This is a genomic window from Hallella absiana (genome assembly GCF_025457485.1).
Classification (GTDB): domain Bacteria; phylum Bacteroidota; class Bacteroidia; order Bacteroidales; family Bacteroidaceae; genus Prevotella; species Prevotella absiana.
Genome location: NZ_JAMXSP010000019.1, coordinates 25,416 through 45,727, shown reverse-complemented (window position 1 = coordinate 45,727; position 20,312 = coordinate 25,416). Strand labels below are relative to the sequence as shown.

General features: G+C 46.3%; 14 protein-coding genes and 1 other RNA gene. 6 read left to right on the top strand and 9 right to left on the bottom strand.

What is annotated here, in order from left to right:
* Positions 1-26 precede the first annotated feature (26 nt).
* The 9 genes from NG346_RS10145 to NG346_RS10105 all read right to left on the bottom strand — a co-directional run bounded on the left by NG346_RS10145 (position 27) and on the right by NG346_RS10105 (position 11,840).
* Positions 27-1,130, bottom strand: coding sequence for a hypothetical protein (locus NG346_RS10145; protein ID WP_262280295.1), 1,104 nt, complete (start codon positions 1,128-1,130; stop codon positions 27-29).
* Complete coding sequence (locus NG346_RS10140) at positions 1,105-2,316, bottom strand: glycosyltransferase (RefSeq protein ID WP_262280296.1); 1,212 nt, start codon at positions 2,314-2,316, stop codon at positions 1,105-1,107. The genes NG346_RS10145 and NG346_RS10140 overlap by 26 nt, the downstream gene beginning before the upstream one ends.
* 4 nt (positions 2,317-2,320) lie before the next feature.
* Complete coding sequence (locus tag NG346_RS10135) at positions 2,321-3,115, bottom strand: polysaccharide deacetylase family protein (protein ID WP_262280297.1); 795 nt, start codon at positions 3,113-3,115, stop codon at positions 2,321-2,323.
* Positions 3,105-4,211 carry a glycosyltransferase gene (locus NG346_RS10130; RefSeq protein ID WP_396266810.1) on the bottom strand — a complete coding sequence of 369 codons (1,107 nt, stop codon included), beginning with the start codon at positions 4,209-4,211 and terminating at the stop codon, positions 3,105-3,107. Before NG346_RS10130 ends, NG346_RS10135 begins: the two co-directional genes overlap by 11 nt.
* The gene (locus NG346_RS10125) at positions 4,204-5,547 is read right to left on the bottom strand and encodes a hypothetical protein (protein WP_262280299.1); all 1,344 of its coding nucleotides are present in this window, start codon (positions 5,545-5,547) and stop codon (positions 4,204-4,206) included. The genes NG346_RS10130 and NG346_RS10125 overlap by 8 nt, the downstream gene beginning before the upstream one ends.
* Positions 5,544-6,875, bottom strand: a complete 1,332-nt coding sequence (locus tag NG346_RS10120; RefSeq protein WP_262280300.1) for an oligosaccharide flippase family protein — start codon at positions 6,873-6,875, stop codon at positions 5,544-5,546. Before NG346_RS10120 ends, NG346_RS10125 begins: the two co-directional genes overlap by 4 nt.
* A complete protein-coding gene (locus NG346_RS10115) occupies positions 6,868-7,776 on the bottom strand; it encodes an AAC(3) family N-acetyltransferase (RefSeq protein ID WP_262280301.1) in 909 nt (302 codons plus the stop codon). Before NG346_RS10115 ends, NG346_RS10120 begins: the two co-directional genes overlap by 8 nt.
* A 17-nt stretch (positions 7,777-7,793) precedes the next feature.
* Complete coding sequence (locus NG346_RS10110; RefSeq protein ID WP_262280302.1) at positions 7,794-8,918, bottom strand: GumC domain-containing protein; 1,125 nt, start codon at positions 8,916-8,918, stop codon at positions 7,794-7,796.
* A 321-nt stretch (positions 8,919-9,239) separates the two neighbouring features.
* Positions 9,240-11,840, bottom strand: coding sequence for an SLBB domain-containing protein (locus NG346_RS10105; RefSeq protein WP_262288687.1), 2,601 nt, complete (start codon positions 11,838-11,840; stop codon positions 9,240-9,242).
* A 284-nt stretch (positions 11,841-12,124) separates the two neighbouring features.
* Here NG346_RS10105 and ssrA point away from each other — a divergent pair.
* The 6 genes from ssrA (at position 12,125) to NG346_RS10075 (ending at position 20,293) form a co-directional block, all read left to right on the top strand.
* Positions 12,125-12,524, top strand: a transfer-messenger RNA (tmRNA) gene (ssrA, locus tag NG346_RS10100).
* Positions 12,525-12,710: 186 nt separating this feature from the next.
* Positions 12,711-13,394, top strand: coding sequence for a DUF3575 domain-containing protein (locus tag NG346_RS10095; RefSeq protein WP_262288686.1), 684 nt, complete (start codon positions 12,711-12,713; stop codon positions 13,392-13,394).
* Complete coding sequence (locus NG346_RS10090; RefSeq protein ID WP_262288685.1) at positions 13,391-14,425, top strand: DUF5119 domain-containing protein; 1,035 nt, start codon at positions 13,391-13,393, stop codon at positions 14,423-14,425. Before NG346_RS10095 ends, NG346_RS10090 begins: the two co-directional genes overlap by 4 nt.
* Positions 14,426-14,681: 256 nt before the next feature.
* Positions 14,682-16,172, top strand: coding sequence for a fimbrillin family protein (locus NG346_RS10085; RefSeq protein WP_262288684.1), 1,491 nt, complete (start codon positions 14,682-14,684; stop codon positions 16,170-16,172).
* Positions 16,173-16,216: 44 nt separating this feature from the next.
* Positions 16,217-17,602: a fimbrillin family protein gene (locus tag NG346_RS10080; protein ID WP_262288683.1), complete on the top strand. Its 1,386-nt coding sequence runs from the start codon at positions 16,217-16,219 to the stop codon at positions 17,600-17,602.
* A gap of 42 nt (positions 17,603-17,644) precedes the next feature.
* Positions 17,645-20,293 carry a fimbrillin family protein gene (locus NG346_RS10075; protein ID WP_262288682.1) on the top strand — a complete coding sequence of 883 codons (2,649 nt, stop codon included), beginning with the start codon at positions 17,645-17,647 and terminating at the stop codon, positions 20,291-20,293.
* The last annotated feature ends 19 nt before the right edge of the window (positions 20,294-20,312 follow it).

Here is a 20,312-nt window from a genome sequence, read left to right as displayed (position 1 = left end):
AATAAAGTAATATTTTTAATAAATATTTATCGGCTTTCAAGTTTAAAGCCTCCTCTGAACGAAAAGATAGTACCCTGTGGTACGAAGAGCCCTTCTCTTTTGTCTATTATCCAGAAGTAGGACTTGTTTGCTGACTCAATGGAAGCATTATAGTCGTTTCCATTATATATTCCAGTTCCAATGCCAAAGGATGGATTTATGAAAATGTCAAAAAAACAGTTCTCGCTAATTTGTCGTATCGTATCCACCCTGGCATCTTGATATCTGAAGACGTGATCTTTGGGATATAATTTAGACTTGTTATCGGAACTTATAAATTGAATGGAGTCAAAGTCATTGAAGGCGCATAAACCATTTACTTGGTAGAATCTTATATTCTCCAAAGGGGTGAGGTTTACCTGTATATTGAATGTTTTATTAGGCAAACATTTAAGTATGATTTCCTGTAGGAGAATGTTACGCCCAGAACCGTCTTTCTTTTCTGTATTTGAACCTTGGACAAAATTTCTGACTATTATTTTTAAACTATCATAGTAGCCAGACTCGCCTGCTTTCATGATACTTCCATTTGCAAAGACTTCTTTGTTTAGTTCATACATAGTAGGTGTATAATTTCCACTTGTTTGACTGTCATAACCGTGGTACCCACCTGTAAATTTGTCGGTAAAATCAGGGAAATCACCATCGCTATTACTTTCGGAACAAATTCTCATGGCAACAATATAGTCAGTGTCATGCCCCGCAAGATAGTGATACGATGTATCGTTTGGAGATTGAGATGTATTTGGAAGTTCTCCGATTCTTTTTATCAAGAAGAGATTTTGAAAATCAAAGTTTTTGTTGATAGTATGTTCTTTGTTTCCAAATATTGCTCCAAAGTCTGTTGAGTCGTTGAAATGCTGGTTGATGGCAATCAAAGCGCAACTATTACCATTGGGTAGCTTTGTTTTTGATTCTTGGTATGTAACAAAGATTTTGTTGCTATTTGATTGCTGAATAATTTGTATGTCTTCTTTTGAACAAGCAGATAATAATATAAGGAAGAAAATTAAAGGAAAATCGTATTTTAGTAAATTATTTCTATTCTTTATCCACAAATGCTTTCTACAAGATCGAGGTATATAGGTCATAATATTCTTTGTATTGCTGTTCTGAATTATATTTATTAAGCACTTGACTTCTGCATTCTTCTATATATTGTATTTTAGAATGTTCACAGATTTCTTTGATTCTTTCATGCGCTTCTTTGATATTTCCTTGTCGCACAACATAGCCTGTCGTTGGACTTACGGCCTCTGCACAACCACCAGTATCATATACGACAATAGGCGTTCCACAGGCTAATGCCTCAATGTTGGTTGTAGGAAAGTTATCTACCCATGTAGGGTTGAAATATACATCGGATGACGAATATAAGGATCTGAGTTCTGCCTGAGATTCAGTTCTTTTAATGCCTATAATATTCTTTGGCAGATTGGATAGCTCTTTGTCATTGAGTCCCACGAGAACGATAACATAATTTTCATCCACTAAGTGGCTTAATCTGATGAAGTCGCCTAATCCTTTTTGGTACCAATTGGAAGCAACACCCAAAATTATTTTTTTGCTAGTTGGAATATAGTATTTCTTTAGGATCTCCTTTTTTTTCTTTTCCGGATAGTATATGGACGTGTCTATGCCATTGTATATTTGATGTATGTCACAATCTTGGAAAAAAGATTTTCGAAGATCTTTTTCCAACCATTTACTGACGGGTACGATGGTGAGTTTCTTAACGGATAAGAAGAGCCTCCGCTTGTCCTCAAAGTTCTTGTATGAACGATCGATTAACCAACTAGCAGGATATGCATGCTTTAGAGGACAGTCTTGACAATGGGTCATCCATTTCTTGCAATTGACAGACATGTAATGTGCACAATGACCGGTAAATGCCCAACAGTCGTGCAGGGTCCATACTACAGGGGTGTTGGAAGAAGAAAGATAGTTAAACAATAGAGGATAATTTAGATAGTACCCATGGATATTGTGCAGATGGATGATATCTGGCTGAATAGATGTTATGTATTTTACAAGTTGCTTCGTAACATGATGAGACAGCAATCCCTGATTGTCAAGCAACCGAGACCCAAGTCCATGAATATATTCATCTATAGGGTTTCCTATATGATAAAGTTGAGACTTGCTTTTGTTATACCATCTACCATACGCGATATAGCTTTGCCAGCCTGCTTTAATGACTGTCTGCCCAAGCATCTCAGCAATTTTGCCGTGAGAACCCCAGTTCGCAGTAATGTTTATTTGTAGCAATCGAGGCATGAGTCTAGTATCGTTTCTTATAGCTCAAGAAGTAGTTGATATGTTTGATGGGCCAAAACACCTCAAACTGGCGTCGGTTAATTACCCTTCCATTAAAACTATAATATCGCTTCCATTCTGATTGTGCGAAAACATGACTATATGTAGATAGTGCTAAATCAATGGACATCTCATTGGCTTCTGAAATTTTACCGTATGGAAAGGCAAAATACTCGCATGGTTTATCGATGTGCTGTTCAATAGCACTTTTACAATTTACGATTTCATACATTAACTTTTCCTTGTCTGTGCTGTTAATCATAAAGTGATCCATGGTGTGCGCACCTATCAAGAATCCTTTGTTACTAAGCTCTTTTAAATGTTGCCATCGCATGGGGCGTTTATTATGAGTCAGCACAATATTTTCGTTGAAGTCCATAATATATGCTTCGTCTCCGTCTACATAATTGGGATTGACAAAGAACATTGCATTTGTGCCGAACTCCTCAAGTACTGGCGCAAACACCTCATAACACTCCATAAATCCGTCATCGAAAGAGAATGCCACCAAAGGATCTTTTGGATTCTCGTGCCTTTCTATCATTTCAACAGCATCTTCAAACCTGATGAACTTCACCTCCTTGGAAAGTTCGGAAAGTAATGATCTGAATGTTTCCGGTTCTGCTTCGTTCTCAATACGATGGCCATTCAGTATATGAATACCAGATACGGGCTTTGAGTACATTCCAAGTAAATTAAGGATCTGAGCACGAAAAAATGATCTTACTTTAAAGTATGTGGTATCTGTGTTAGTTGGCATTGATCACCTCCTTAATTGTTTTTATTTGATAATGTGTATTCCATTTACTGTCTATTTCTTTATAGGCAGCTTGTTGAATAATGCTTTTGTTATTTTCTGACTTTTCTATCCATTTTAATATCACGCGAGCTAAATCTTTGATATCATTTTGCTTGAAGAAATCTCCTGTTACATTGGGTTGGATCGCTTCAAACTCTGGCATTTGATATGGAAAATTATCGTGAGTAACCACGGGACAACCAAATGTCAGTGCATGGATAGCTGTTAGACCAACATTGCCCGGAGAGACACAGACAGTAGCATTATAAAACAATTCTCCCAACTTATAGTCATCATAGCATGGACCATACATCCATATCTGCTCCTCTAACTTAAGTCTTTTTATATCATTCGTCAAAGAAGCCCCGTCTACATCTTTGCCTACGATAACCAGATTAACGATGTGTCCCTGTCTTTTAAGGATTTCCATGCTCTCAAATATTTGCTCTATTTTCTTTCTTTTTTGTATCCTTCCGCAATATATGATAGTAGGGTAGGCGTTTTCAAAGTGCGAATGATATATTTTGGAAGGGCGTAATTGCTTGCGTATAGACAATTCTTTATCAGAATCTAAAGAATTAGCAATGCAAGTTAATTTTCCCTTGTCAAGACCTTCTTTTTCCATTAGGTCAATTGCATACTCGTTGTAAAGCATCAGTTTGCTAAATAGAGAGTAGAAGGTCTTTTTTATGTATCTTTTAACGCCTCTTTCTCGTCCGTACCAACCATGCGTCCAAGCTATGGTTTGCTTTCTAAGCATCTTTGCAAACAGCAATAAGACCCACGTAGAAAGGCAGAATGGCTCCCCATCAAAGATATAGTATTTATATGGCTTAAATATTAATTTTACAGTGCCTCTTTGCCAATAAAAGTGATGCAGGAATATGTTGTGGACAGTCTTTTTAAATCCGACTAAAATATGATAGTCGAATATTTTGAGCTCTGTTTCGATGTGGTCACCAATATAGAAATCGCATCCGATCTCTTTGTCTATTTCTTCAAAGATAGCCCGACGATAGTGGGGTGCAATATTTGTAATGAGGCAGAGTTTATTCATTGACATAAATAGTTGCTTGTTTCTGTTGATCCGTTGTGTCTGTACATGCAATCAGGATAATCAGGAAAAGCAATCCGTTGGAAAGAAGTGTTGTGAAAAAAGAGACGTTTAAAAGATATGATACCGTGGGCAGAAAAAGAACGAGTAAATCTTCTAACTGATAATTATAAGAAATTGAATTTGATAATTCTAAAAAGAAGTAAAAGATAAAGCCTATGATAACTATGCCTGCTATACCCCATGCGGCATACCCATCAGTGAGAAGAAAGGTTGCATTTGCATTTTGAGTGTGATAAGAGACCGCAATCCCCAAGGGTACATCGTATGGATAGCTGTTGGTCAGAAGATTGACGATATTTATGTGGGAATAGTGTGTGAAAGGGTTGCCATTATTGAAAAAGATGAAGTATATTTGTGTTAACCATCCTGTGACACAAATGGTTCTTAATATCAAAATAGCTGCAATTGTAAAAACAACCTTGTTGTCTTGTAGAGACATTAGAGCTAAAGACATGAGGATGAGAAAACCTATAATAAAAGAATGCAGTCTGTTGCAAATCGTGTGTATATTTATTTTGATTAGGAAATAAAGAGCTGTTAGAGCGAATGGCATGAAGAAGGTAAGTTTTTGCATGTCAACCATAAACAGTATTATATATCCAATAAGTATACAGATAGAATACAGCCATTTCTTGTTTTTCAGATAGTGAACCAGCAAAAAAGGATAAAAAGCTCCGAAAAGCCATCCCCTTAAATAAGCAAAAATATTTCCTTCCCCAAGCTCCTCGGAGTTTTGTGCTCTCAGGTCATATAAGACGTCTTGTTGCGTGAAGATATTGACGAAATGCATTCTGCTAATATTTGCCGCAACATAGACGGCGGATAATGCAACAGTTAGAATTTCTATGTATTTGAAAGGAATTTTTGGAGTGATATTGATGTTCTTCAATAATTTTATTCTTCCGCCAATATTCATGTATAAAATAAATAGCGCGCAGACTACTAAAGATACTATTCCTTTCTGAATAAAAGACAAATCGGGTATTACATATATGGCATGGATGAAAGGAATATAAACAAACAAGTATAGAAAAAAGGTGATGTATGACGAGACATTCACGACACCATTGTAAAAAGACACAGGTGTGATGGATAGTATTATCCATATGGTCATTGTCTCTATGCTCATGGGCTGATAAACGATACCCATATATTCGAATTGCTCGAATATGAAGTCATGAAAGAGATAATCATAGACAAAGAGATAGATGACGGTAAGGATCATCTTGCTCCAAAATTTGTCTGCATCAAAGAGAAGGTGAAGGATTTTTTTCATGTCAGCATTAATCGTGCTACTAATCCTGCAATCGCAGTCGACCAGATGGGTATGTATTTAGCAATAAGTCTTTTTTTTACTTTTCCTATTAAGAAGAGTTGGATGAAGAGTAACATCTTTACCAGGAAGCAAGAAATAGAGAAAACAATTAGGACAGAGATGAGACTGAGTCTTAACTGGCAGCAGACATAGATGCTTCCCACGCCGAATATGAAATATAATATATCATATAGGAGCATGATGTCCTGCTTGCCGGAATATCTAAACAAAGGCAATAACGGCTGAGTGAGGATAGTAGGAAAAGACCATAATGCAAGACTCAGTGCCACGATGCCGGCATCTTGCCATTTACTGCCAAGAAACCATACAAGTATATGATCACCGCCGCATACAAGAAAGAGAAGGGGAAGTATAGAAATAAATCCTAATGTTTTTACCATTCTCCTGGTAGCTTGTTGTGTGAACGTCACGGAGCTTTCTTTGCATATTTCTTGATAGAAAACTCTGCCCATTGCAGATCCGACAAGACTCATCGGAATGAGCAATAGTTGTAGTACCATAGAGAAGCAGCCTATGTCCTTTTTCCCAAAGTAATATGCAAGAATTAAGGTCGGTAGATTAAAAGCTGCAAATGACAATATGGATGAGGGAGCATCGTAAAGCGCAAATTTTTTGTATTTAGCGACCAGCCCTCTGATCTTTGAAAAACGACATTCTTCATGGACAATGAAAGATGTGCCTTTAATACTAAAAAATAAGAAGACAGAAACATTCAGCAATGCCATTGTCGTTCCGAGTATCAGTCCGTTGAAGATGAGTATGCCTGATATTCCAAAAAATATGCGAAATAGCGCTTGAGAACTGCCTTGCACTATATTTGCTATTGAAAGAACGTTGTATTTCTCTTGCCTGTTACATAGATTATAGCCAATGGTGTAAAACACATATATAAACAGATATGCGACAAGTAGAGGCTTGTTGGGAAAAGATGTAAAGAAACTAAGATTCAGCTTGGTGCCAATATAGAAGACAATAGTAATACCCAGAGAGAATACGACGCCCAAGATGGTACAGATAATAGTCATCAAACCTGTTTCTTCCTTTTCGCATTTGACCAAAGTGTTGTCAAATCCTGCAAATTGGGCCAAACATATAATAGAAATCAAAGAAGAGAAGATCCCCCATTCGCCATATTGGACAGGAGTGTATAATCTTGAGAGGATAGGTGTGACAACAAGGGGAAGCAAATACATCACTATGTTGCTTGCCGAAATTTTCATAGTATTTCTGACAAGCGGCATGTTTAAAATGTTTTTGAGTCTACTCATTGAAAGAGAATCCTTTTGTTGAAGGTACGTAATACATAGTGATGCCTTTCCGCCCTAAATTGATCATTTTGTCTAAGCAAGGTTTGGTCTTGTATCTTTGAATGAGCAAATTAGAGATCTTCTTCTTTTGATACTCCTCGCTACTAAAATATTTAATGAGCCGTCTCTCTCTCGTTCTCCTTTCAATGTCACCTTCTATGCAACAGTAGCTTTGAACATTTCTATTGCTGTCATAGTAATGATAGGTCCATTTCTTATTGAAGAATTGTGCCCAGTAGGGATAGTCTTTGTAGAGAACCGCTTCTACGCAGTGGTCAAAAGTACCAATATAATGAGAGGATAAGCCTAACGTAAAATTCAATGCGTTAAGGCTTGTCATTCTGAACCATGGCGAATTCTCGTCCCAGCAATTCTTGCAATACTGATGATCTTTGGTGAGCCATTGAGCATACTTTCCCCACGCACATACAGAATGCTGCACATTGATGCTTCTGATCACTCCTGGATATTTTCGAAAGGCTTCGGCCAGTGCGCCAGCCTTCGTGGGCTCATTCTTTGGATCAAAGACATATTCTTTGTCATGTACATGAGTTTGGTCAGGAAAGGCTGGCATCATGATTGTGCCTTCAGAGGTGATCACATCGATGATTTTGCCTATCAGTTCTTTCGCTGTGCTCCTATAGTTATAGAACTCTTTCATAGATGCATGGATGCAGACGACAGATCCCTGCTTCATTCCCATGCCGATCATGATTTTTATGATGTCGTCCGCATCATATTTCTGATGGTAAATCAGTTTCCCTACATTTTTTTTGAGATTCTTTCTTAATAGAGATATATCTTTAATTCCTAATAATCTTTTAACAACCAGGCCGCATCTTGTGTAAATGCTGTATTCCATTTGCTTACTTATGTGACTTATGCAAAGACTTTGAAGATGTCTTTTCTCAAGATGATGACAGACAGAATAAATGCGGCCAGGATTGTCATGACAAGCGCGAAAATCATTCGCTTGGGGCCTGCAGGCTTGATGGGTACTTCTGCACCTTTTATAAGCGTAAAGACTGGTGTCTTTTCCTGAATTTTGGCGGCAGCTTGTTGCAGTTGGGTATTCATTGTCGTGTACTCATTGTATTTGAGTTGCATGTCATTCTCTAATTCTTCTTGTTGCAGTTGGTAGCTTTGTAATTGTATATCTTGATTGGCATCACCAAATTGCCCATATTTTCTTCGAGCTTGTTCATATTTTGCTTTAGCCTTCTCTGTAAGATTATAGTAATAAGCGTAATCGGCTTTTGCTTTGTCAGTTCTGTATTTGGTAATATATCCTTTGAGAATTGTCCTTAGAGAATCGGTTACCGTTTTGCAAACAAGGGGGTCTTGATCGCTTGTCGTAATCGTTATGACACCATTCTTTGAGTTTACACTAATTTTAATATTTGATCTTATCTCTTGTACGATTCTGTCTTGCCCTTTTGTCAGTCTGTATGGGTTGGGTGTGATTTCGCTTGCTATCTCGTCTTTCTTGGATCGACTCCACCAAGGCTTCTTCTGATATTTCGACAAGTAGGTGAAGTAGTCACATTTGGTTTTGTTATCAATCGTGATGATTTTTATATTGAAAAGATTAGTGATAAACTTATTATCCTCCATCAATTCTGGATAAAGTAAAGGGGTGATGGCATCTGTTGACTGTATGTTTGAAATGTCGATTCCCAGACTGGAAGCTATGGAGCTCATTGCGCCGCCGGAACCTTTTGGTGATTCTATTTCTGGCGCGAGTTTTGTTGAGGTCGTGTAGTATCTGGGTACGGAACAAATCAATAAATAAGAAAAGATTAAAATGAAGGGTAATATGCTTACAAACCAAACCCAATGATCAAACAACTTCTTGTTTATGTATCTCATGTCGATATTAGCAACACTGTTGTCAGAGGATGAGTGGTTATCAATAGCCGAAGTTCGAGCTTGTATATTTTCCATTTTTTTTATTTTCAATACTGTTTCAAATTGATTTTTGAGCAAAGCCCACGATTCTTTCATTAATTATTTATGATCCTTTCGTGTTCATTAATGGATATTCATGTGAAAGGAAAGTTCAAAAATAATGTTGTTGGGCGGAACCTTAGCGGTCTTTGACCCTTTGCAAGATGAGACGGTCTTCTAAACGATCTTGATGTAACATGATAATGTATATTGAATAATGGATGATGCGTTGGCGGTACTTCTTCTCCTCCCCTCATCATTGTGGTGAGGGGGACTGCCGCCGGAGGCGGAGCGAAGGAGAAGAGTCCGCATAAGACCTTGATGAGGTCGCAGAGTCGTCTACTTGGCTGGGCACGTGCCCGGTGTTTGATTGCGACTTTATTTCGACATGTTGGCGATGGTGGCGATCATGGCGGCGATGCTCGAAAGGCTGGATCCGAGACTCATGTATTCAGCAGCGGTCATCTTTCGGGTGAGCTTCGAGGGCACGACGATCTCACAGCCTGGCTCTACCTTGGCGCCACGGCTGACTTTACCGACCATGCCATTCATATATATAATGTATACACCACTCTTGCGGGCATTCTGCGCGAAGCCACCGGCAGCGTCGAGATAGTGGCGGACGCTTTCCCCACGCTCATAGCTGACTGTATTGGGATACATCACGGCACCGTTGATCTTCACCGTCGCTGTGTACGACGGTATGAGCAGACGGTCGCCGGCACGCAGCACGATGTTGGCATCGCTCTTCGGATCTTTCAGAGCTTTGTCCAGTTCGATGCCGACAGGATAGGTGTTGGGCACCTGGAACTTCTCGAGTTGCTTTTGCAGTGTCTCGTCTGAGTTTTGCAGCATGCTGTTGTTGTTGCTGTTGACGGCCAGTTGCATGAGTTGCTGGCGCAACTGCTCTTGTTGCATCTTGAAGGCAGCCTCCATACGTGTGCGCTCTGCCTCATTGGGCACGCGCATGATGCGGGCGCCCTTGATATAAGCGTCGGGAGCTACGCCGCCTGCCATCTTCACCAGGTCGGTCAACCGCATGTCGCGGTAGGCCATGGCATAGGTTCCGGGGAACATCACTTTGCCGTCGACCGTGACGTTCTGTTGTTCGCTGTAGGCGGGGCTGCGGCGCACATACACCTCATCGTAAGGTTGGAGCACAAAGCCCGGTTGTCCGTCGACGACGAATCCGTCCTTCAGCGCAAAGCTGTAGGTCTTGGCGATGATGCTGTCGGTGGTCAGCGCTTTGGGGTCAGAGACACGGCGGGCTACGTCGACCTTCACCGTTGAGGCCGTCTCTTTGAGTCCGCCGGCCTGCAGCACGAAGTCCTCAAGTGTCTCGTTGTCGGCATATTTATAGATGCCCGGGTAGTGGACCTCACCGTTGATGGTGATGGTGCGCTCGGTCATGGCTTCTTCTTTGGTGGGGATGAAGAGCACGTCGTTTTCTTTCAGTGGGATGTCGGCCACGCGTCCGCTCATGATGCCTTCGATGTCAGCGGCGATGACACGCAGCGTGCGGTCAGCGTTCATGCGGTGTATGACGGCACGGGCTGTGAAGGCTTGCTCAGTGAGGCCCTCAGCATGCTGGATAAGTGTGCGCACGCTGTTGATGCCGGCACCGAGCTGGTACATGCCAGGGCGGAAGACAGCTCCTTTGACTTCTACCGTGTTCTGGTAGCGGGGCAGGATCGAGTCCACGCTGACGCTGTCGCCGTCGGCCACGCGGAACGAGCTCATGTCAAACTCCTCAACATTGTACACGGCGTATTCGCGGCCCGTCTTGCGGTTGACGCGCACTGCTTTTTTATAGGCATCGCCCGTGAAACCGCCGGCATAGCGCAGCAGGGTCTCGATGCTCTCGTTGCGCTTCATCTCGTAGTACATCGGCCGTTTGACCTTTCCGGTGATGTTGACCAGACAGTCGTAGGGACCCACGATGATGACATCGCCGTCGTTGAGGCGCACGTTGCCTGTCATCTTGCCATTGAGGATATAATCATAGATGTCGCAGACGCTGATGAGGCGGTTGTGGCGATAGATCTTGATGTTGCGCAGAGTGCCGAGGTCGTTGGTGCCGCCCGCCATGTAGAGGGCGTTGAAGACACTGGCGAAGGCTGAGAGTGTATAGGTGCCCGGCGTGACGACCTCGCCCATGACGTTGACGGTGACGGTGCGCGTCTGTCCGAGTGATAGTTTGATGCGACTGCTCTGGTAGCGGGCTCCGAGCTGGGAACGGATGCGGGCAGTGGCCTGGGCCACAGAGAGTCCGCCAACATGGATGGGGCCGAAGTTCTCGATGACGATGTCACCGTCAGGGCTTACAGTGGCAGTGATACTTCGCTGTGAGGCACCATAGATGTCGATATTCACCGCGTCGCCCGGTCCGAGCCGGTAGCTTTGTGGCGTGGCGATGTTCATGATGGGTTCGAAGCTGAGATTCTTGTTGGAGAAGATGTCGCGTCCAAAGACCTTGTGCTTGTCTTTGCGCTGTTGGTCGAGCAACTGTTTGAGCAGTTTGGCCGTGTCGACGGGCATGATATTGCTGACCTCCTGCTGCATCTGCAAGAAGTCCTGGTCGTCTTCGTCGTATTGCTCTTGCCATTTTGGGGTACCCTGAATACGTCCTGTGGTGGCGGCATTGCGCTGCTTGTCGTATTTCTCGGTTTGCGTTTTTGTCTTCGACGATTTAGCTTTTCCGTTGTTTTGTCTTAGTCTGTTTTCCGCTGTTGCGGTTTCGGTAGTGTTTCCGAGTCCTTTGCCTTTGGTTTTTTGCTCATAGATGCGTCTCACCCTTCTGATTTGCGAGATGTCGACGCCGCTTTGCATCAGATGAGTGACGATTTGCGCCTGCGAAGATCCGCGGGTAGATTCGCGTTGTACATATTCCGCGACTTGAGAATCAGTCATAGACGATTGCGCGCAGACAGAGAGGGGAACAGCCAGTAGCAGGACCAGTCCCAATAGTATTTTTTTCATGTTATGTATTCTTTATGTCTATAAACTCTCTTTTTGCAAGATTATTGCTTGACAAAAAAGAAAGTTTTACCATGCTTAGGTATTTTCCGAATGCAAAGGTACAACAAAAAGTCTATAGCGACAATTATTTGGGAAGGAAACGAAATATAAGTTCTGACTCACTCCGAGACATTGCATGAGTTGTTTTCGCTAAATTGCTACTGATGTTTGCGAAAGCTATAAATATAGTTAATAACATTTGGCGGTATGGAAATAAGTTCTTATCTTTGCAACCAATATCATCTGGGGTTGACTGGATTTGACAGCAGGCTGAGATGGTACGTAAGCACGCAGAGCCTCGTTGGCTAGCTCTTTAATCTGAGTGAACAAAAATTTAATTGGCGAAAACAATTACGCTCTCGCTGCCTAATCGAAGTACAGTAGATTACTGGCTTAATCCCGTCATCAGATGATGGGACGAGACATCGCTCCAAGGATGTTGTTCCGAATCTGAGGATCAAGCGGTGCAGATAAATCGGAAATAGTCTTGCCGGGCCTCGACAGCAGGATGAAATTTTAGAGGCTAAGGCGCCGGTTGGTGGTCCAGGTCTTGCCGTCGCACGAAAACCAAAGGCTGGAATAAACGTGTAGAAAGCGTATGGTTTCCCTGTTTGGACGTGGGTTCGAATCCCACCAGCTCCACATCTCTTTGTGCGATAATGGCTTTGAGTCGGTACAGGCTTCTGCCGTTATCGTGTTTTCCTTTGCTTATAATGTAATTCTTTGTAAAAATGTGCTGATATTCTTGTCAACCAGTGCCTTGTTTGGTTGAAAAGTTGTATCTTTGCAGCCCCATATTTGCTTGAGGGTATCACTTAAGAGGGTAGAAAGATGAATATAGGACGGACTTTTAGGTATCTGTTGTTGGGAGCTGCACTTGTGCTTCCTCTCGCCGGCCGTGGTCAGAGTGTCTCTGATCAGGGCGACAGCCTGCGTCCGTCTGTTGCGCTTAAGACCAATCTCTTGTACGATGCTTTGCTGACTCCCAATTTTGAGATTGAGAAAGATCTTGGGCCACGTCTGAGTCTGGCGGCAGAGACCGCTTTCCCCTGGTATACCTGGCACAACAACCTCCGGTGCTACGAAGTCTTTGAGGCCGGGGGAGAGCTGCGCTGGTGGACAGGGCACTTTGCCAAGACACCTTATCGTCGTCTTACCGGCTATTTTGTGGGGGTGTACGGAGCCGGTGGCTACTACGATCTTGAATGGGACGGTACCGGTCATCGGGGCGGCTACTGGTCTGCTGGCTTTTCCTTGGGTTGCTCGCGGCGTATCGGGCGTCGCCTCAACTTGGAGTTCCAGGTCTCTTGCGGCTATGTCGGCGGATCCTATACAAGCTACGAGGCCGACGCGGACTATCATCCCTTGGAGAGACACCAAGGCTCGCTCGGATATGTAGGTCCCACCAAGGTCAAGCTCTCCCTCGTCTGGCTCATTGGCAGCAGAAAACGCCATAAGAAAATCGGTGGGCAAGGCAGTGGGGCAGAGACCACAAAAGAAAGGAGGGAGCTATGAGCCGTTGGATGATAGTGTCTCTTCTTATTGCCGTCGTGACGATGTTGGGTTCCTGCGGTGAGGACAGTTTCCTTGACCGCCGGGAGTTTGTGGATCCACGCGATGAGGTCACCGAGCTGATGCTCCATGTCGACTGGCACAAGTATGCCGAGGCCAAGCCCACCGGCATGTCGGTCTATGTCTATGCCGACGATGGGCAAGTGCGGCGGTATATCACCAACGACGTGGACTCCATCCGTCTGGATCTCCCGCTCGGTCATTATCGGTTGATGGTCTTCAATCTCTCCACTGACGAGTTCGGCTCGTTGAGCTTCTCCCACATGGATAATTTCGACTCGGCCCGTGTGACGCTGACACCCGACGCTCAGGTTCCGGCCCAGTCCTGGGATGGCGGCGCCACCTATCAGCGCGATCCTGAACTGCTCTATGTGGCCCGCGACACGGTCGACTACTCGTCAGCCTCTGCCGTCACCCGCGCTTCAGGCCTCGCCGACACGCTTCGCTATGCGGTGACGGTGGCACCGCGTCCGGTCGTCTCGCGGTTGATCATTCGTGTCAGGGTAGAGGACATCCGTGGGCTGAGGTCGGTAGTCGGCAACATCAGCGGCTTTTCTTCGGGATATTATATAGGAGGAAATAGCGGCACAGACTCCACTGGCACGCAGTTGCTCGACAACTGGAAGGTCACGGTCGACTCCGTCGGTGCCTCAAACGGATATGTCACGACCTCCATCACCACCTTTGGCCTGCCGCCCGCCGATTCACAGAAGGCTGCCGCCAATGTGTTGAAGCTAGCCTTCAAGATGGCCGACAACACCATTCGTGTCTATACGGCTAAAGTCGGCGATAAGTTCGAGGTTGTGACCGATGACGGAAAAGAGGATGACAGCACCAAAGTGAACTATCAGGTGACACTGTTGGGGAAGGTCTCAGACATCAAACTCCCGGACGTGAAGCCCGTCGATAGTGGTGGCTTCAGTGCCGAAGTCGACGACTGGGACAATGGCGGCGACTACGACATCACATTCTGAGTCTGTCGCACGGCTTGGCAGGTGTCTGGTCTTTAGCAGAATTGCGGCACTAAGGGGCAAGATCTTTTTTTATGTTAAATTTATACGGTTGTTATTGCTGTTTCAAAAAGATTACGTAACTTTGCAGCGTTTAAAGGGATAACCCGATAATCGATAGGATAAGAAGAAAGAAAGGAGATCTTTTCCATGAAAATGGAGATGTGTTTTCCTTAAGTTTGATCAATAGATATTAAGTAGAAAATTAGTTCTTACAACAATGAAAGACATGTTAAAGACAGTGGTTGCGGCCGCTGTGGTTGTGTCAATGGTAAGTTGCTCTTCAGAAGCAGATTTTGACAACACAAACACGACAGAATCCAACAAACAAGAGTCGGTGGAGACACCGATTAACTTCGGTTCGTACCTTGCACAGAGTAAGTCCAATCTTTCTCGTGCAGGAGAGACTACGCCTGCATCCTCTGTGATGACGAATACAGAGTTGCAGGCCAAGGGCTTTGGAGTTGTAGTGTTCTATACGGGTACATCACAGTATCAAGCTGGCCAGTCAAACTTGGAGCCGAATTTCCTGTATAATACGAAGGTTAGTACAAAGGACTGGACTTATTCGCCTGTTCGTTATTGGCCTAATGGTGGTCAGTCCGAGGGATCCACTCCTGTGGAGAGTACTCAATACTTGAGTTTCTTCGCTTACGCTCCGTATAAGGATCTTACGACTTCTACGACTAACGGCATTACTGGTCTGTCAAGTAATGACCATGCTGGTGATCCAACCGTTTCTTATGTTCTTGGTGCTACCGGTGCTGATGCTGACCTCCTCTGGGGTACAGCAGGTGATAATGGTACCACAACAAGCGGCGCAAAAGCTCAGGCTGGAACAACTTTCAACGGTGCTAAGGGGGCTGTCAACGCTAACCTCAGCAAGATGAAGGTAGGCGGTAAGGTTCAGTTCAACTTTAAGCACGCATTGGCTAAGTTTGGTGGCACAGGTGCAACAGGAACGAGCGATAAGACTTCTGGTCTGATGGTAGTGGCCGACATTGACAATGGTACTGCTACAACTGGTGGTAGTCTTGATGGCAACACAAAGATTACGGTCAAGAGTATTAAGATTGAGAGCGTGAAGGCTGGTACAGATGGAAAGGCAATGACTTCTGATTCCAGCATTCCTACAAGTGGTACGCTTAATCTCGCTACTGGTGTGTGGACTACTTCTGACTCCAACATGGGTAAGATCGACTACGAGATTAAGTCTCCTGCATATACTGCTACAAGTGGTGCTACTACACAGGATATGAACGCAGCTATCGCAGAGCCTGAGTCTGTTGCCAATGGTGAAGCGGGTTGGAAAGCCCTTCCTACAGGTGTTACTACCAGTGCTCAGAGCGTCTATACCGAGACTACTCCGCTGTTGATCATTCCTGACGGAAATGACCATATCTTCCGTGTGACCATCGACTATGTCGTCCGTACGAAGGATGCTTCTTTGCATAAAGGCTATACCGAGGTGGAGCAGAGCTTCTACAAGGACCTGACCCTGAAGAGCGTTTCTCTTAACGCTAAGTACAACCTGCTTATCCATCTGGGTCTGACCAGTGTGAAGTTCGACGCTACTGTATCTGATTGGACTAACACTGTAGCTGGATCAACACAGAGTGGTGCTGCACAGCCGGTTGATGGTGATCAGACGAAGGATCCAATGGTTATCTACATGCCTGCAAACGTTGCAGGTACAGCAAGTTCAAATTAAACAGCAAGCCCTATTAACGGGCTACTTTAAATTCACATAGTGGAATGAGAAGAAGGAACATCGTATTAGGCTGCATCCTGCTGCCACTGGCGTTGACCTCTTGTTCGCAAGAACCGGTTGCCGACGACGTGGGGGAGAAACTGTCTGTCGATTTCGCTACTTATCTTTCTCATTCCACGACAATGGAAGCTACAGCCGGTACTTCGCGATCGGCTGTAGCTTCTTTTTTTGTTTCCGGTGCGTCCACGCGTGCGGCTACACCTTATTATAATATAGAGACTGTCGGCGACCTGCGTCAGACAGGCTTCGGTGTGATGGCCTATGCGACCGGCTCACACGACTATGTGACCGACCAAACAACTTTCCTGCCCAACTTCATGTACAATCAGTTGGTCTCTTATGACGGCGGTACCAGTTCGTGGACCTATTCTCCCACGGTCTATTGGCCGGAGGACAAGGTGAGCTTCTTCGCCTATGCGCCTTACCGTGGTCAGGCCTCAGAGCGGTTTCTTGCCATGAACGACAGCACAGACTTTGCCAAAGGCAACAGTCATGCCGGCGCCCCTTCGCTGACCTACGCCGTGGCGGCCTCTCCGATGAACAGTGTCGACCTGCTGTGGGCTACCCAGACCAGTGGTCAGCCCTGGCTCAACCAGACCAAGCCGTCGGTGAGCTCGCGCCTGACGTTTTATTTCCGCCATGCCCTGTCCAAGATCAACCTCCAGGCTGAGTATGTCGCCGAGAAAGCATCTGATGAGGATGTCAGTGCTTCGGCCAACACGCTTGTGCTCATAGAGTCCATAGCGGTCGAGGGCGACGGCAGTCTGCCCGCTTCGGCCACGCTCTCGCTCTGCAATGCTTTGGCTTCCGTGCCTCTGTGGTCGCGGCCTTCCGGCAGTGTCAAGATCTCAGTCGACGATTCCTCGCTCGACAGCCGCTATGTGGCCGGTCAGGTCACCGATGCCGCGTCGTTTCTCAAGCTCAAGGAGGCTGGGGGAGGACTGCCGATGATCGTCGACGGCGCCACGGACAAGGCCGTGGACGTGCTGGCTCCTGTGCAGAGTCCGGCCGGCAACGCCACTACGGCCGCCCTGATGCTTATCCCCACCTCGGCGACTTCGGCGGCTGCCTCTAAGCTCCATGTCACGGTGACCTATACCATCGTCACCTACGACAAGGATCTGGCATACAACAATCCGCCTTATCTCGTCTTCACCCGCCATCAGCGCGTCAGCGGCACCTGCACGTTTGACAATGGTCTCGTGGCGGGGCGTGCTTACAACGTCAGACTGAAGATAGGGCTCCACGCACTGCGCTTCCAGGTCGATGCCGACAACTGGCAGGAGCCTGTCGCCTTCACTCCCGCTGTCAATCCATGGACAACGGGCGACGGCAGCGATAAGCACATGACGATAGACACCACGAAGTGAAGCCGTGGGGCAATACAGCAAACGAAATACTCGCAAGAGAATATGAACAGACATCTCCTACTTCTAATCAGCTTACCACTGGCATTGCAGACCTTGCTGTTGGCCGGATGCCACGACGACACCTTCCCGGAGAATGGCAGTCGGCCTGACGGTATTGCCTTCAGCGTGTCCACGGCCGAGATGAGGGCCACGGCTGCTGATGGCAAAACCACGCGCGCCAGCCGTGCTGTGGAGGGGCATGCTGTCTATGTCTCTAAGGTGTCGGCCAGTAACATCAGCCTTCATGGCAGTTCGGTCACGACCCGTGGTGAGATGGTCACCGATGATAATTTCTATTCCTCGTTCCACGTCATGGGCTACAGTTTTGCCACCGACAGCGATGCCCGGCCCCAGAAGTTTCTGGACACCGACGTGAAGAAAAGCGACAACTGGACGGCAACGCAGCTCTGGCCTGATGCCGGCAGCTACGATCATGCGCTGTTCTATGCCCTTGCACCGTATGACACCAAATATCTCACGGGACTGACAGCGAAGACTGACGGCTCTATGCCCTCGTTCACCTATACCGTGCCAGAGAATATTTCCGGCCAGAAAGACTTGATGGCTGCTTCGCAAACCACCGGGGGCAACCGTGTGGGTGGCTCTGCCGTGAGTCTGAAGTTCTATCACCTGTTGACGGCCGTGGATGTGGTTCTCGGCCAGATGCCCGACGGCGTGACTGTCAACTCGGTCTCCATCAGCGGCGTGGCCAATCAGGGCATCTTCTCCAACAGTGAATGGACGCCGGCCTCGTCCACGGGCACGTTCTCGGCGACAGGGCTGAGCATTGTCGCGGCCAACAACAAGAATGTATCCTTGCTTTCCGGCAAGGGCTCTTACCTGATGATGATACCCCAGACGGTGCCTGCCGGTGCCAAGCTCAGCGTGGGCATCAGTGTGCAGGAGGGCAGTACGTCGTCCAACTACACGCTCTCCACCAGCATCGCCGGCGATAAATGGCAGATGGGACATACCTTCACCTACACCATCAGCACCTCGGCCGTCGGCAAGGGATATATCCTCACCGTGTCGCCGTCTAACAGCGAGTTGGGCGGCACCGGCGGCACGACCGCCGTCGGCATGTACAGCTACAGCTATTACAAAGGCAGCGACAAGGACGAACGCAACAGCGTGGATCTCTATGCCGAGTTTCAGGAATGGAACGAGGCCAAGCAGACTTGGGGCTCATGGAGCGCGACGATGCCCTCATGGCTCAAGTGCGATCAGTTCGTTACATCCAATGGCTATCAAGTGTTTAAAGGAGACAGCAAGAATGGCACCAACCTCAATTTCACTGTTCAGTCACCTACGCCTGTGGAGGGCATTCATTCGACGAATATCGATGCCAGTGTGTTGCCTTACGACTATTCCGCCGGCAACACGACGAGCTGGTGGGATCTCTCACAGGGCACACGGCTCACGATGTCGTCCGGTGACTGGGACAAGAGCGTGACCACGGCCAACTGCTATATTGTCAGTCATCCGGGGCGTTATCTCTTCCCGCTGGTCTATGGCAATGCCATCATCAACCATGGGGCCAACCGCGCCGCATTCAACGGCATGAAAGATTATCAGGGCAACGAGATCACCAGCGAGCGCATCCCTGACTCACAGGTGGCGTATGCCAAAGTGCTGTGGAAAAATCCCGATACAGAATGGATAAAGATGTCGATGTCGGACAATGGCTTCACGCCGTCCAGCAAGCCCAGGCGCGTGGTGTTCGAGATTCCGAAAGGCTCCGGCGTGTCCGGCGGCAACGCTGTCATCGCGGCCTACGACTCCAACGGCGTGATTGTCTGGAGCTGGCATATCTGGCTCCTTGACACCAAGGATCTTTTCGGGCAGAATACCATGCAGGACATTACGGTGACCAATGCTGCCGGCTCACAGATCTCGCTTATGCCTGTCAACCTTGGATGGACACCGACCAACAACACCTATACTTATTATCCCCGTCACCGTGTCCGCGTGAAACTGACGCAGGCCACTAACGGAAATCCGGCCAACAAACTTACGGCCAGTGGCGGTCAGACAGCCTTGTTCACCATTGATCAGCATGCCCAGTACGATGAGGCCAGTACCCAAGGCTACTGCCCATACTATCAGTGGGGTAGGAAAGACCCATTGTTAGGGGCAACGAAAGAGCAAACGACCATCAAAACGTCGTGGGCATTCATGTCGTACTCTTTGAGTCATCCATGGGCTTTCCTCACCAATTGGATCAACAATATCCTTACATCGTGGAACAATGCCAGTGAGCCCAGTTGTATAAAGACCATCTATGACCCGTGTCCTGTGGGCTACCACGTGCCGCGGAGCTTTGCCTTTACTGGTTTTACGGCCGATGGTACGGCTTCATTGGCAACCAATGCCGCCAACATCTGGCACAGCGATAGACATGGTGTGGCCTTCTATACCGAACGGGACGGCGACAGCAAGGGGGCGACGATCTACTTTCCCGTCATCGACCGGCTTGACGAAACGGGGACCTCACAACAGGGTTCCATCTATTGGACCTCGTATCTGAATAAGACGGGGAGCACGTCGTACCCGCCGATATATATGTTTATTGGCAGCGATTTTAAGTTGGTAGATCCTTATTGTAATGCCAATGCGTCCTTTGGTGGATATGTGAGGCCGGAGAGAGAATGATGAATGTTGAATGATGAGT